The organism is Anaerohalosphaeraceae bacterium (genome assembly GCA_035378985.1).
In the GTDB taxonomy this organism is placed as follows: Bacteria; Planctomycetota; Phycisphaerae; order Sedimentisphaerales; family Anaerohalosphaeraceae; genus JAHDQI01.
In genome coordinates, this window is the sequence record DAOSUR010000003.1 from 103,965 (window position 1) to 118,515 (window position 14,551).

At 49.9% G+C, this 14,551-nt stretch carries 14 protein-coding genes; all 14 read right to left on the reverse strand.

Features of this window, described 5'->3' with window-relative positions:
- Positions 1–2 precede the first annotated feature (2 nt).
- The 14 genes from PKY88_03895 to PKY88_03960 all read right to left on the reverse strand — a co-directional run bounded on the left by PKY88_03895 (position 3) and on the right by PKY88_03960 (position 14,483).
- A complete protein-coding gene (locus tag PKY88_03895) occupies positions 3–965 on the reverse strand; it encodes an acyltransferase (GenBank protein ID HOQ04337.1) in 963 nt (320 codons plus the stop codon).
- Between the two features lie 15 nt (positions 966–980).
- A complete protein-coding gene (locus PKY88_03900) occupies positions 981–2,069 on the reverse strand; it encodes a hypothetical protein (GenBank protein ID HOQ04338.1) in 1,089 nt (362 codons plus the stop codon).
- Positions 2,070–2,079: 10 nt separating this feature from the next.
- Positions 2,080–3,735, reverse strand: a complete 1,656-nt coding sequence (locus PKY88_03905) for an MBOAT family O-acyltransferase (GenBank protein HOQ04339.1) — start codon at positions 3,733–3,735, stop codon at positions 2,080–2,082.
- Positions 3,735–4,469: a GDSL-type esterase/lipase family protein gene (locus PKY88_03910; protein HOQ04340.1), complete on the reverse strand. Its 735-nt coding sequence runs from the start codon at positions 4,467–4,469 to the stop codon at positions 3,735–3,737. Before PKY88_03910 ends, PKY88_03905 begins: the two co-directional genes overlap by 1 nt.
- Complete coding sequence (pssE, locus tag PKY88_03915) at positions 4,466–4,966, reverse strand: PssE/Cps14G family polysaccharide biosynthesis glycosyltransferase (protein ID HOQ04341.1); 501 nt, start codon at positions 4,964–4,966, stop codon at positions 4,466–4,468. Before pssE ends, PKY88_03910 begins: the two co-directional genes overlap by 4 nt.
- Positions 4,963–5,424 carry a hypothetical protein gene (locus PKY88_03920; GenBank protein HOQ04342.1) on the reverse strand — a complete coding sequence of 154 codons (462 nt, stop codon included), beginning with the start codon at positions 5,422–5,424 and terminating at the stop codon, positions 4,963–4,965. Before PKY88_03920 ends, pssE begins: the two co-directional genes overlap by 4 nt.
- Positions 5,424–6,530: a CapA family protein gene (locus tag PKY88_03925; protein ID HOQ04343.1), complete on the reverse strand. Its 1,107-nt coding sequence runs from the start codon at positions 6,528–6,530 to the stop codon at positions 5,424–5,426. Before PKY88_03925 ends, PKY88_03920 begins: the two co-directional genes overlap by 1 nt.
- A complete protein-coding gene (locus PKY88_03930; protein HOQ04344.1) occupies positions 6,523–7,710 on the reverse strand; it encodes a glycosyltransferase in 1,188 nt (395 codons plus the stop codon). The genes PKY88_03925 and PKY88_03930 overlap by 8 nt, the downstream gene beginning before the upstream one ends.
- A gap of 1 nt (position 7,711) precedes the next feature.
- Complete coding sequence (locus PKY88_03935; GenBank protein HOQ04345.1) at positions 7,712–9,085, reverse strand: hypothetical protein; 1,374 nt, start codon at positions 9,083–9,085, stop codon at positions 7,712–7,714.
- A 15-nt stretch (positions 9,086–9,100) separates the two neighbouring features.
- A complete protein-coding gene (locus tag PKY88_03940) occupies positions 9,101–10,051 on the reverse strand; it encodes a hypothetical protein (GenBank protein ID HOQ04346.1) in 951 nt (316 codons plus the stop codon).
- Between the two features lie 98 nt (positions 10,052–10,149).
- Entirely contained in the window at positions 10,150–11,163 is a 1,014-nt protein-coding gene (locus PKY88_03945; protein HOQ04347.1) for a sugar-transfer associated ATP-grasp domain-containing protein, read from the reverse strand.
- Positions 11,160–12,245, reverse strand: coding sequence for a sugar-transfer associated ATP-grasp domain-containing protein (locus tag PKY88_03950; protein HOQ04348.1), 1,086 nt, complete (start codon positions 12,243–12,245; stop codon positions 11,160–11,162). The genes PKY88_03945 and PKY88_03950 overlap by 4 nt, the downstream gene beginning before the upstream one ends.
- On the reverse strand, positions 12,242–13,237 hold the full coding sequence (locus tag PKY88_03955; GenBank protein HOQ04349.1) for a glycosyltransferase family 2 protein: 996 nt from the start codon (positions 13,235–13,237) through the stop codon (positions 12,242–12,244). The genes PKY88_03950 and PKY88_03955 overlap by 4 nt, the downstream gene beginning before the upstream one ends.
- Before the next feature lies 1 nt (position 13,238).
- Complete coding sequence (locus PKY88_03960) at positions 13,239–14,483, reverse strand: Coenzyme F420 hydrogenase/dehydrogenase, beta subunit C-terminal domain (protein HOQ04350.1); 1,245 nt, start codon at positions 14,481–14,483, stop codon at positions 13,239–13,241.
- Positions 14,484–14,551 lie beyond the last annotated feature (68 nt).

A 14,551-nucleotide genomic window follows, 5' to 3' on the forward strand; every position in this document is an offset into this window, starting at 1 on the left:
CTTTATACAAAGATTCTCAGCACGGTTCGTTTCAGAATATAGGTAAAAACCAGAGAGATTGCAAAGACTGAAATGACAACCAACCACGAACCCGACTCCCCCAGAATGAACCGGCAAAAAGACAAAAGAAGCGGGTGAATCAGATAGATGCCGTATGTCAATTCTCCCCCCTTCAGGGCCAGGGAAGCGGCCGGGATGTTTTCCCCGCTCACCAAGAACACCGTCCCCACCAAAGGGCAGGCAATCGCATAGGAAATGCAGAGACCGCTGTAGCCCATTTCATACAAAGCCGCCAAAAGAATTTCTGTACCAACCACCAGAAAAATGCCCGCTGCCAAGCGTCTTCGAAACGGAAGAGATTGGTACATGCTCATCAGAAGCAGTCCGTAAAAAACAGCAGGGGTGCCAAATACCCATTGAGGAAAAGGAACCGGCAACCGCCAGTGCTTTAAGCCGTAGGAGGAAAAGACCAGGACCCCCATAAATCCTGCGATGCAAAGAAACAGGAATGATCGCCCCAATTTCGGCCGCAGCCAAATAAGACCATAAATCAGAATCGATGCCAAAAATGCATAAGGCAGATACCATAAATGAATACTGGTTCCCGTTAAGAATGTCAGGATGGAAAGCCCGAAAGATTCCGGTTTATGAATCCAATAGGTTTTTACAAAAGCAAGCAGCAAATAAATACAAGACCAGAATACCCAGGGGAGCAGCAGCCGCCGGGCTCTCTTAAGCAAAAACGTCGGAAAGGAACCGAAAAGAGAGGAACGCTCAAATAATAAAGCTGAAAAAATACTCAGAAAAGCCGGCAGTCCGAAATATCCGATCGAGCGAATCAATCCCGTCTGCCTGTCATAAGCATGAAACACAACTATCCCAAAAGCCGCAAAAATACGCAGCCACTCCACAAAAATATAATTGTAAGAGGAAGGTCTGATTGTGTTATTTCGACTGGCGTTCATGAAAACATCACAACCCTACTGGGACAATTCTCTCCTCTGCTGAGGCCACTGCTTGGCCAAAATGTAGTCTGCCAGTCCCCGAGCGACAATCCGACATCCCAGCGGCGTCAGGTGAAAGTGCCCTTTTTCTGTAAAAAGCTTCCGGCCCGCATAACGAAGGAAATCCTGAATCGGCGAATAATAATCTAACTGAAGTGAAGAGACCCTTTCCATGGGAAATACGGAACGAAATTCAGTTCGCCCGTAAACCCTCGGAATATCCAAAACAAGAAAAGGGATATTCCGCTGCCGGCATTCCTCCTGCATTTTCGCAAGCAATGCCGCTGTCAACTCCTCCCGATATCGCCGCACGGCTTCAGAACGCAGCGTTTCGTCTTCTTCCGAAACTGCTTTACGGCCTCTCCAGAAAGCCAGCAGGTCTTTGATTTTCATCGCCGTCCATTCTCGTATAAAACTGTAAAGCTGAGAATTTTCCGACAGAAAACGATATCCCGGAATCCGATAAAGAATCCTGGAAACGGCGATTCCCGGTAAATAGGATTGGTTCCGACGAACCAATACACCATCCTGAAGAGCGAACAGCCCCGACCGGACATTATCCAGCAAATCCGTAGAATGCCACTGAAGCAAAACCAAATCCGGTTCATACTGAAACCCTTCGCCGGTGAGCATAATATATTCTTCTGCATTTCCATGGCCTGAAACGGAAAGGTTGACAATTTCAGTTTTCCATCCCGCCTCCTCCAGCATTCCAGCCAGCTGGGAGGTAAACGTATCTTCAAGATTGACTTCATAACCCATCCCGTACGAATCCCCCAAGACAACAATCCGATAAACCCCTTCCGTCTTTTTATAAGGGATCTCTCGATCCGCCCGCAGTCCCTTCGAATTGGTCTGGATAAGAACCCTGCATTCAGGGGTTTTCTGCCAGTATCGGCTGTTCGGAACATTGCCCCGAATCCCGTATTCATTTTCACAGACATAGCGGGGCATAATCGCCACCGGAGCAAAAAATCGAAGATACAATTCCATCAGGACCAATACATACAAAAGCCCCGCCGAAATACGAAACACCTTCCAAAGACGAATGCGTGTTCCCTTCATCACTGTCTTCCTAAAATGCGAAATAAATAAACTCCTGTCCCCCCGGAGCGGACAGTCTCAGCAGAGACATCCCGAGATAAACCCAGACGGCGGCTCGGAGCATCCAGGGCCATCGGCGAATCGGCCATAGATCTCCGGAAAAATACTGAAAAACCTGAAAAGCCGCCAGGAACCAGACGTAATACACCAGTTCCTTTCCGGCTTCTATTCCCTGCAGAGTAAAAGAAAAATCGCTTAAAATCGACCTCAGAATAAGCCATACAGTCGGAAGATTTTGCGACCGAAACAGCAGCCAGCCCAGACAGACCAAATGGAACATCAAGAGCCCTTGAAGAAGAGAAAGAAAAAATCCGCGCCTTTGAGTTCCGACTGAAAAAACACGATAGATAACCAGAATCAGACCGTGGAAAGCACCCCACAAGACAAACGTCCAGGCGGCTCCGTGCCAAAGCCCTCCCAACAGCATCGTAATCAGCAGATTGCGGTACGTCATCCAAGTCCCGCTGCGATTTCCTCCCAAAGGAATATAAAGATAATCCCGAAGCCAGGAAGACAGACTGATATGCCATCGCTGCCAAAACTCTGAAGGAGTTTTCGAAAAATACGGCAAATTAAAATTCAGCATAATGTCAAACCCCATCAGCTTGGCCGTTCCTCGAGCGATATCCGTATAACCCGAAAAGTCCCCATAAATCTGAAAAGCAAACGCGTAAACAGCCAGCAAAAGATAAAGCCCGTCTGTCGAACCGGCCGAAAACTGTCCTTTGTCATAAGGGCCAAATGCCTGATTCACCAGGCGGGCCAAATTGTCGGCCACCACAACTTTTTTATAAAGTCCCCAGACAATCAGCCAGAGCCCCTCCCGAAAAGCTTCCCGGCTCAGAATCCTCGGTCTTTGAAATTGAGGCAGAAGATGCTCGCCCCGTTCAATCGGCCCCGCCACCAGCTGCGGGAAAAATGCCACATAGACCGCCAGTTCAATCAAGGACTCCGAGGCAGGAATTTTCCGACGATAGACATCGATTGTATGACTCATTGTTTGAAATGTGAAAAAGGATATGCCGACGGGAAGAACAACCCGAACCGTCCAGTCATTCAGTGTATAATGAAACAGATTTTCCAGAAGAATCCGGAGATTATCCGTAAAGAAATGAAAATATTTGAAAAATCCGAGAATTGCCAAATTTACCGTCACCGAATAAATCAGATACATTTTTCGGACGGTCTCGCTTGGCAGCCGTCGTCCGAACCCCCTCAGTATTTCGAATCCTGCTATATTCACGACCAGCAGCAAAAGTCCCCAACCTCGCCAGGTCGTCCATAAAATCAGCCCAGAACCCGAATCGATACCGGCAGGACCTTTGTCTGAAAGAAAAACATCCCAGTTCACCAGGACAAATCCGGCATAAGCAATCAAAAGACTTCCGTAAGCAGCAATTCGATACCGAATTGGAATATCCTTTCGGTCAATTCCCAGCGAACACAAATAATCCACCACGGTAGAAAGGATAATCAGAAATAAAAAACGGACATCCCACCAGCCGTAAAAAAGATAACTGGCAGCCAGCAGGATTAAATTCTGGACTTTGTAGTGTCTTTGAGAAAGAAGATAAAGGCTGTACACAACCAGAAAAAAAATGCCGAATACATAGCTGTTAAAAAGCATCAGGGCTCACTCCTTCCCAACAGTCTCACGGCTTCAGATTTGACCGCTGAGTTCAGTATCTGATAGGCAGCTGTATTCCAATGAAGCATATCTTTCGCATAACAGGCCTTCAGTCGGCCGTTTTCATCCATTAACTCGGAACAATTCAATACAGCCGACACTCCGCTTTCCGCCAGATGAGCCATTTCTTCATTCATCCGGCGGATGGCGATATCCGCCTCTTTCGACCAAAGGAATCCCCGAAACCATCCAACTTTACCAGGAGGAAGGATTGGCAGGAGAAGAACCGCAATCTGTCTTTCCTGAAGACAGCGAATCATTTCCTTGAAATTTTTCCTGCACTGAGCCATGACCTCCTCTTTTTTCTCCGGGCAAATTCCAATCACCGTCATATCATTAATACCGACCCCGATTACCGCCAAACGAGTCTGGGAGGGATACCGCATCCGGAAAACTTGCTGAAGCAAATCGGCACTGGTTGCCCCGCTGCAGCCGAGATTCAATACGTCCATCCCGTCAAAAACAGGCAGCGGTTTCCACTGAGCAATCCGAGAATCCCCAAGAAAAAGAATAGAAGGCCTGTCCTCTCTGATTTCCGGCTCAAGTTTGCAGAAGGTCCTCGAACGGTCCAGACGAAGCAGGACATACTGACGAATAAGCATTCGCAAACAGACCACATTGACTGCCAGCGAAACGGCTGCCGTCAACCCCAAAACCGCCGTCAGCCATTTCACAAAGAACCTTCTTTTTCCTTTTGTATGGTTTCCAGATAACATCGAATTCGGCTCACAAGATTCGTACGGGTTGACTCCGGCCAACGGGGCCGGAAGGAGGCGATTGACCGGACCTTTTCCTTCAGTTCGGAAGAAGTGTTGGCCGTCAAAACAACCCCCATTTCCTCAAACCTCCGTGCTGTATCCAGCTGATGATCATTCACATGCTCGCCATACTGTTTCAGTCTGGGCACAACAATCATCGGCTTTCGCCTCGACACAGCTGTCAGAATGCTTCCCATTCCGGCATGGCTGATTACAAATTCCGATTCGTCAAAAATCCGGTCAAATTCATTCTTTTCAAGGACAGAAACCCATCGAATATGCTTCGGCTGATAGGTACTGATGCCGATTTGGGCCAATACCTCCGCAGGCATACTTCCTGCCCCCGCCAGTTCGTCAACCATCCGAACCAGACGGTCAAAGGGGTCAAGCGTTCCGATCGTCAGAAAAATCATAGTACCGAACCTGCATACTCAATCCGTTTTTGCTTATTCTTCAGGGATTCCCACTGAGTCAGGAATAAATCCGCCCACGGCCGGATCAGACGGCCGCTCAGCGAAAGCCGCTGAACATTGGCCATGCTGTCTATCCAAATAATCCTTGCGCCAAACACCTTCCCCCATAGACAGACAAAAAGAGCCGGCGCGGCCCCCGTGCTGACAACAACGTCCGGATGCTCCCTGCGCACAATCTGAAAAGCATGGAACAGGACCCGAAAAAGACGAATCGGATGCTTTCGATTGCACTCCTCCAGAATATACACTGTTCCCAGCGAAGCCAGCTTGCTGCGGACAATTTCGGATGTGGAAACATAAACCGTTTCAAATCCGCTCCAGCAGTCCGACAGCCGAAGCAGCTGGACCAAATGCCCCCCCGCAGAGGCAGCGGCACAGATTTTCAGCGGCTTGACCATTACCACACTCCCAATCGTCGTTGAATCGGTCTGAGCAAAATCTGAGGCCAAAAAACAGGGGAAAACCTGAAAAAACGCCTGAATAAATTATGCCGCAGATTCCGCCGACTTTCCTGACAAAGAACGGAAACCTGCCGTCTGTACTCCCTATCGTAGCGGATCGGATTTTCGATTGCTTCACAGGCAAGCCGATTACGTCGGGCTATCTCCTGCTCATAAAAGGTCCTCTTTTCATCCGGGGCCGGAAAAGGCCGGAAATCCTCTCCCCGCACAATCGGAATTGCCTTCCAAGAGCAAATCCGGCCGTCTTTCGCTTCCACCGAGAAAAGAACAGACCAAGAGGTTTTCTCTGAATAACTGTCAAAAATAAAATTCCCCAGACTGTAGGCAATCAGGGAATCTTTTCTTGCATCAATTCCCTGAACAACATGCGGATGATGACCTACAACAAGATGAACCCCGGCTTTTTCAAATCTATCCGCCAGCTGCCGCTGCTGCACAGAAGGATATTCAATCAGTTCATCCCCCCAATGAACAGACAGTATCACAACGGCCGACGGCTCTTCTCGCCGCACCTGTCTGATTTTATCCAGAACATCATCAAGGACCCCATCTCCCTCAAAAGCATACCGTTCCTGCCGAAGGCAAATGCCCGCAAGATAAAAAACCTGCCCTTTCAGCACCATTCGCGTCAATCGAGTACCGCCTTTTCGAAAATCTCCCGAAGGCCCGCAGCCGATAACCTCCAGACCGGCTTTCTTCATTTGCCCTGCCGTATCTGCTGCTGCGGAAAGTCCTTGTTCAAGAATATGATTGTTCGCGACATTTCCGACCGTAAAACCCCACTGAGCCAGAAAAAAGGCCGTTTGAGGCCTCCCTCGCATATGAAGCCGCCGTAAGCTGTACTCCCTGCGGCCGACATCCGAAAGCACACATTCAATATTTCCAAGCACCAAGTCATGGGAACGGAGAAGACGGACCGTTACCTCCGGAACAAAATCAGCTCCATAACGGTCAATCATCGAAGCAGCCCCTCTCCCAAGCAAGGAGAAGGAATCCCCGCACATCACATCTCCGGTAAACGCCAATTTCACCGTTTCACTCATTCCGCCGCTCATCCAGAACGCATTGAAGAATCTCTGACAGACGGTTCAAATGAACATTCCAATCATGACTGCGGGCAATTTCAATCCGACGTTCTTTTCGAACAGGTGTATCCGACTGAAGTTCCCATCGAAGAAAATGGACATACTCTTGGGGATTTCGAGCAATGCTCACAACATCCCGATACTGCTCAAGTTCCCGAATCGGCACGGAAACAATCGGTTTGCCGGCTGCCATATATTCAAAGGCCTTCAGCGGATTGCAGGCATAAATCCACGGGCTTTGCTTCCAATTCAGCATGCATACATCAAAACCCGCACACAAAGAAGGAATCGTCTCATAAGGAAGAAAACCGGTCAAATGCACATTCCGCATCGAAGCCAGCTTCGAATAATCTCCGGCTGTAACCCGCCCAGCCAGAACAAACGAAACATCCGGCATCTGCTGTGCACAATACTCCCAGAGCGCAATATCATTGGAATCCGTCAGGGTTCCGAAATAGCCGGCAATCGGCCGAGGGATCGCCTGCAGGGGCTCCCAGATTTTCCGCTGTTCCGCCGCCGTATGAAACAGTTCAAAATCCACCCCGTGAGGCAGATAAAAAACCCGGGATTTTTGATTTTTCTTCAACTCATACAATTCCCTCGACACACAAATAATCAAATCCGCCTTCTGTGTAATCTTTTCCTCCCGCTGCTGCTGAATCGACCGATTGGCAACATATCCGTCATGAGAAAACAAGTCGGAAACATGATAGATTTTCAGAGAATTCGGAAAAAACGGCAGCAAATCCGCTGCCCGAAGATTCTCCAGCCACAAGATGGGATTCCGAAGACCGCTCAGCCGGCAGGCCGCTTGAATCTGCCACAGGAGCAGCCGGTTATTCAGACTATCCACTGGCCCTTTTCCCTGAATCGGAATAAAAAACGGGCTGAATACAGACAACCCCTCCTGAGGTTTGCGCAGCCATCGAGATAAGCTCTTGGCTTTTCGAATCAGCCGCTGTGAAAATCCCCTGCGTTTGCCTCTGCTGACCCCGAGGAGGTCGGAACTGAACGGATTGACGTAAAGGACTCGATTTGCACCCGCCAGCCGCTTCATAATATGGGTGGTGCAGCTCGGATTCATCCCCCACCAATCCGACGGTGCGAAACAAAGGATGTTCTGACCTTCGATTGTCATTTTAATGATGTTCTGTGCTGACAAAGGACAAATGCTTTCCGCTGACTGATTGTCTCATCCGGTCCACCCGGCGGACAGACACCTCCATCTCGCTGGGTATCTCCTCCCGAAGCAGGGAGCGAAGCTGTTGTTCGTGTTCTTCCGTAAAAGTATTCATCGCTACATATTCCAAGACAAGATGATTGTCGCTTTCCTGAACAATCTGACCTTCCAAAATCGGAAGATTGTACATCGAATACAAAACTCTGGCCAAAATATATTCAATTGCCATTGCCCCCAGCACGCGGCCGGAAGGTGTTTGAATATAGGTGCCTTCCCGTCCTATAATCCGCTCGACCATCGGAAAGGCGCGTCCGCATTTGCACACCCCTTCGCGGGGCTTAACCAAATCACCGATATCGTACCGAATCAGCGGCATCGCCAGGTTCCAAAAGCCGGTCGCAATAATGCGGCGGCACCCTTCATTCGGCCCGGGTGCCTCCAGCAGCTCCGTCAGCCCGTACTCCGGAATAATATGATAACTGCCGTGCTCACACGTCTGAATCGCACAGACCCGCTCCGCGCTTCCGTAATAATCATACACCCTGCACGCAAACGCTTTTTCAATCACCTCCCTCTGCGCCGGTGACAGCGTCTCCGATGTAGTCAGCACGGCTTTCAGCGGCAGAGTCCGGCCGCGTTCCAGCAGCCCTTTGGCCAAAAAAAACGCTGCAGAAGGATATGCATTCAGCGCCTGAATCCGATACCGGCGCATCGTCTCTGCATAGGGCTCAATCATCGCCTCGGACAAATGGATCGTCGACAAATGCAGTTCTTTCCAGGCCGCATCATATGCATAAAGCCGCTCATGCTCATTGGGAGCCGCCACTCGCCGCCACGTCAAATATGCCACACGGTCCCCCATCCGAACGGAGGCCCAGTCAAACTGCCTGCGAAGAAACGCGTGTTCATTCTGAATCGAACGCAAATCCCGTCGAATCGGCAGCGTAGCCCCTGTTGTTCCGCCCGTATGGACTGTCCGCATCCGCCGCGGATGAAAACGAGTAGAAACAAATCCTTCTCCTTCCCGTTTCAAATCCGCCTTGGTGAGAATCGGGAACCGCCGAATGTCCTCCAGGGTCTGAATATCCTCCGGCCGAAAGCCATGTTCCTGCATATACCGTCGGTAAAACGGTACCGTCTCATACGCATGACGAACCAAATACTGCAGCAGTTCCAGCTGAACCTGACGAAGCCGCTCTGCATCATAGTACTGTGTTTCCTGAAGCCATCGCCGCCTCTTTGCAAAAGGACCAAAATGACGTTTGAGAATCCGTGTATAGAGACCACGCCAGGTTAAACGAATATCTTTTTTCAGACCTTTTAAAAACTGCATAGGTTTATTCCTTATTCAGACACGATCCCGCCAGTCCACAATCGCCCGCCGAATATGAAGTCCGGCCCCCTCTAGCCCCTTTTCAGCAATCTCAAGAATAATCGGCAGCAGCTGCCGGCTGTATCGCTCGGAACTGCTGTAGGGAACCAGAGCCGGATATCCGTAGATACACATATGAACCACCCCATCCACCTCATAAGTCGGTTCTTTCATATCCGTCGGCCGGCACGTCTCAATCGGACTGGGATAATCCACCGCCAAATCCACTATCATCGCCGGACGATTCATCAACCCAAGCATAGAGCGGGTCACCACATGTTCTTTTTTATCTCTTTTTTCCTTCGGCCAGGAAATCCCGTTCACCAAAATATCCACATTCCGGAGAAAATGTTCGATAGCTGAGTACTGACATTTCCTCAGAATTTTCACTTTGGCCCCGAGTTTGGAAGCGATTGTAATCGCTCCGGTTGAAACCCGGCCGTATCCCATCACCAGAACGGTACAATCCCACGGGACTTTCTCAAAAAGATGAAAAGCAAAAATCATCGCCTGCTCTCCGGTCATATCCGTGCAGTCCACATACCGTTCACCGTACTCATTGCAGATGGCCTCCATCGCAATGCCGATGCCGCCCGCTTTCGCAATAGCCATTGCATTCTGAGGGCTCTGTTCCTGATGAATCATTTCCAAAGCCAGCCCGCCCGGTTTCATCATCGACGCTTCCTCCGCCGTCAGGGCCTTCAGTTTGACAATCATATCCCGACAAATAGCATCCCGCGGATGAGCGACGATTACAGCTCCGGCCTGCCGATACATTTCATCCGAAATATGAATGCCGCTGCCGGCCCCGGTCTCCACAAATACGCGATGACCGGATTGGGTCAGCACCGCCACTTCGGCCGGCATTAGAATCACCCGACGATCACATCCTCCGCCTCCGCGTTCTCGGATTATGCCGATTTCCATAAGCGATACTCCTTGATTTTCAGATTATTTCATTTTCGAAGCGTTTGATAATACCGAGTTATCAGATTCGGATAAAAAATCTGCAGGGTCGGGATTTCCTAACTGTTATTGCCTTCCAGAAAAGTCGGTCCTCCTTCTGTAATCGCTATGTCCCATCCAATCGAATGGGTTCCGTAAAAAAATCGATGAAGACGGCAGGCTGCATCGACGGCCTCTTTAAAAAAGGGGATTCGGGTTTTTTCAAAAATAAAGCCGGTCTGAGGATGACGCTCTGTCTTCTTGCCGAAACCGGGTTTAAAAAATCCCCACTTCATCATTCTTCCATCTGCCAAGTCAACTCCTACGGCAAGTCCTCCTTCCGCCAAATTATCGCAAAAGGACTTGCCGGCTCCCAGACGCACCATAGCCGCCAGAGGAATTGTCTCCTTGCCTGAGCGAACTGTAACCAGCCGAAGGGTATTAACAGAAGCAGGATTTATTTCAGACATCAAAGGATGCTGACAAACAGATTCCTGCAGAATATTCAGCGGACTCAGCCGCGGCTTCAGCGTTTCGAGCAAGACAGCCTCCTGTCCGAGAAACAATGTTCCCGACTGGACCGTTATTTGAAAAACACCTTGAGCCCGTTCTCCCAAAACATCTTTCACAAAAAAAGTTCCCTCCTGCGTTTGAAGAAAATCCTCCCAGGAGAGCTGTCTGATCGGATTGAGAAGGCAAACCCCCCCTGAACCAGCCAGACCTAACACACGAGGTGTGGGAAATCCGAGACTCCCCACATACTGCCCGAAAAGAAACTTATCCTGAAGCAGACAGTTGTAATTGATTCGATGCGTTCCGATCTGAGCCCGTGCGTTGACGGCATCCCGATAGCGAATAAATTTCTTCTTGCTCCCGTAATGAAACGGACTGGGGCCGTTCAAGCGGTCGCATCCGTAAAAATAATAAAAATGACTGATTTCCTGATGCCGGAGCATCCAGGCAGTCTGTTCCAGATAAATGCGCAGTCGCGACTTTCGCTCAGATTCAGGGTAATACGTCAACTCTTCGGGGCTTCCAAAAACCAGACGAAGAGAATTGATAATTCGGCAAAGGTGTTCGAGCAAGAGACTCATTCTTTCTTGAGACTGTCCAAAAAAACCCGCTTAATCTTGCTGTCATGAAACTGCTGAAAGGCAATATCCCAGCTGTTATTGCCCTCAATGACCAATGGACCCTGCTCCGTAATGGCAATGTCCCATCCGATTGAATGAACCCCGTAAAAGAACCGGTGCAGTCGGCACACCAAATCCAGAGCTTGCTTGTAATAAGGGATTTCGAAAGTTCGAAATACAACATTTGTCTCCGGATGGGCCTTCACTCGGCCGCCAAATCCGAGCCGAAACGTTCCCTCCTCGTTCAGCCGGCCGCTTTGAATATCCAGTCCGACACCGATGCCGCCGCCCGCCCAGTTGTCAAAACGGTTTCCGCCTGCCCCGATTCGAAACGTTCCGGAGGCCGGAATAATCTGGTTGCCTTTCCGCAGTGTGATCAGACGAAGAGTGTTGATGGAATGCGGATACATTCGACTTAACTCCGGATGCTGCACGACCCGTTTCTGAAGGATATATTTCCCCTCGATCATCTTCTGCAGGTCCGACGGCAGAATCTCCCGCTCATTCAGAAAAACGCGTCCCTCCTCCAGCCGCAGAGGGTAAACCGCTCTCCCGCATCGCCCCAGAGCGTCTTTCAAAAAACCGTCCAGCGGAGCATGGGAAGGCAGCTGTTCCCAGGATTCCGTCCGACGTTCAGCCAGCCAGTAGATTCCATCCTCATCACAAAGAGCATAAATGGGCGGAGTCGGAAAACCCAATGAAGAAACATACTGTCCGAAAAGAAACTTATCCTGAAGCATGCAGATATAGCGAGCCCGATGATTGCCGATACGGCAGCAGCCGTTTGCCCGATCACGAATTCGGCAGAATGCCTGCTCGGGAAAATAATCCTCCGGCCGGTTGAAATCCGCCCTGTCAAAGCCGTACAGATAATAAAAATGATTGATTTCGCCGTGTCGAAGCAGCCAAACAAGATTTTCCCATATAATTCGTCCGCGGCTTTTTCGCTTCTCGTGGGGATAGTATGTCTGTGCATCCGGGTTGCGAACCAGATGATAAAAGGTTGGCACAGCAGCCCAAATTCGCCCGAAGATTCCTTTCATACTCTCTCTCCTTTAGGTTTTGCCTTCTTCCGCAAACCGTCTGCGCCCAACAATGCCCGAAAAGCTCCTTTCCAGTATGTCTCAGCGGTCATTATGGATTGTTTCCGCTCTGATTGTACCAGAAGCCCCCGAAGAAACCAATAGGGTGCCCGCAAAGCAAAAAACAAACCAACCAGAAGACAGGAAAGACAATATTCAGCCTTCGAACGGTGCTTTTTCATAAAAAAGAGAATGCTGCCGCGAAGCTGAAGCATCATTTCCGGACGGTTTTGCCGGCTGCTGGCTCCCCCCAAATGCACAATCCGGGCCTCCGGAGTAAACAGCAGTTTCCAGCCGGCCTGACGGGCCCGGTAACACCAGTCTGTTTCCTCACCATACATAAAAAAGGACTCATCCAGAAAACCTATTTGACGAATAACTTCCGCCCGAACCAGCAGAAAACAGCCCGTAATCACCTCAACCTCTCGAACATCATCCCGCTTCCACCAGGTCATTCGTTCCCGCCCGAAGAAACGGCTCTTCGGAAAAAGCTTCGGCAAATAGAAGGCCTGAAGAAAAAGGTTAAGCAAAGATGGATACTGGAAGCAGGTCGGCTGCAGCGTGCCGTCTGCATTCAGCACCCGACAGCCGATCATTCCCGCTTCCGGATGTTGCTCAGCAAACTTAACCGCTTTCAGCAGACTGTTATCAATTAGATACGTATCACTATTCAGAAGAAGGACATAATCCCCCTTCGCCAGAGCCAGCGCCTGATTATTGGCGGCCGCAAATCCCTTATTGTCGGAATTTGCAATCAGGATGACCTGAGGATAATTCTCCCGAACCATCTGCTCAGAGCCGTCTGAAGAACCGTTATCCACCACAAACACCTCAAACGGCAGACCAGCAGTATAGGTATAAATGGATTGAAGACAATTCCGCAGAATCTCTCGTGTATTCCAGTTCACAAGAATAATAGAAAGCATCGGCTTGGAAGGATGGGGTTCTGCCATATTAACAGGACTTTTCTCGAAAAATGTCAGAAGGAAGCGGATAATACAGTTTGCGGTTCCAAATTCGACGAATAGTGCCACCTAAGGATTTTAATTTTTCGGCAAAAGATAATTTTCGCCAACTCCTGTACAGACCAAATCCGCGATACGTCGGACAGGGAATGCCCGTCATACGAAGAACAGCCAGTCGACCCCAAAGATGACGGCGTTTATTCAGCAAAGAGGGCTGCGAGCGGGCAATCACCGTTTCAGAAACCGGCTGCAGAATCAGATATCCTTTTTGAACGGCTTGACGGAGCAGAGTCCGTCCCTGCTCTGTCCGTACAATCACCAGAGAACGGCCCGGTTCATTTGGTTTCGGCGGCTGATACCAGGGATCCCCAAAAGACAGATCGGCAAATTCCCCGGTCGAATCCGGACATAAGCGGCAGCGAAATTCCACATATCGGCTGAGAATCCCGCCCCAGCACTGCTCATATGTCAATTCTTTCTTCTGTCCGGTTTCTTTTTCAATCGCCGTCGCCTTTCCCGGCCAGCCGCCTCCTCGATACCGAAACGAAGAGAGTTTCTCCGCTGAAATCCCCATCTCCCTCAAAACAGCCAATGTTCCCTCCGTGCTGGGTGTTCCTGCACAAAAAATACTGACGGCCGCAAAAATCTTTTTGCTGATTTCCGGAACAATCCTTTCATATTTCCGCAGCGCAGCCACATCACAGGGTTTCCCCACAAAAACACTCGGTTCGGAAAATTCCAAGATACGCTCAAAAAACTCACACGGACTGGCCGGAGAATATCGCGAACCCGAACACTTTAAGATGTCTTCTCGCGTACGGCTGTAGCAGGTCCGGTTCCGAATAGGAACTGTTCCATCGACTCCCGTCTGTACAACTCCCCCGGCGGAAGCTTGTTCGACACAATACAACGCAAATGCAGACGCTGCTCCGCCTGAAGACCCCCAATAACGAATCTCCGGATCCGCCGCATATCCTTCCCACACTTCCAGAACAGGACCCCACTCCGGTGAATAAAGCAAGGCGTTTTCTCGGTTGTGTTCCAGGCCGACGCCGGGACAAACCTGCACACATCGTCCGCAGCGGCGGCAGTGAACATCCTTCAGAATCGGACGCAGTCCCTCCGCCGGAATATCCGCCATCGAAAGATTTCTTTCCGGACAAACAGATACACAGGCACCGCACCCGCTGCACAGCCGCCATCGGCAGATTTGGTCAACACGTTCAAAACGCATGAAATGGAAAACAGACTGGTGAAAACAAGCTCAGAAAGCCGGTTCATACGAACAATTCGTATGAACCG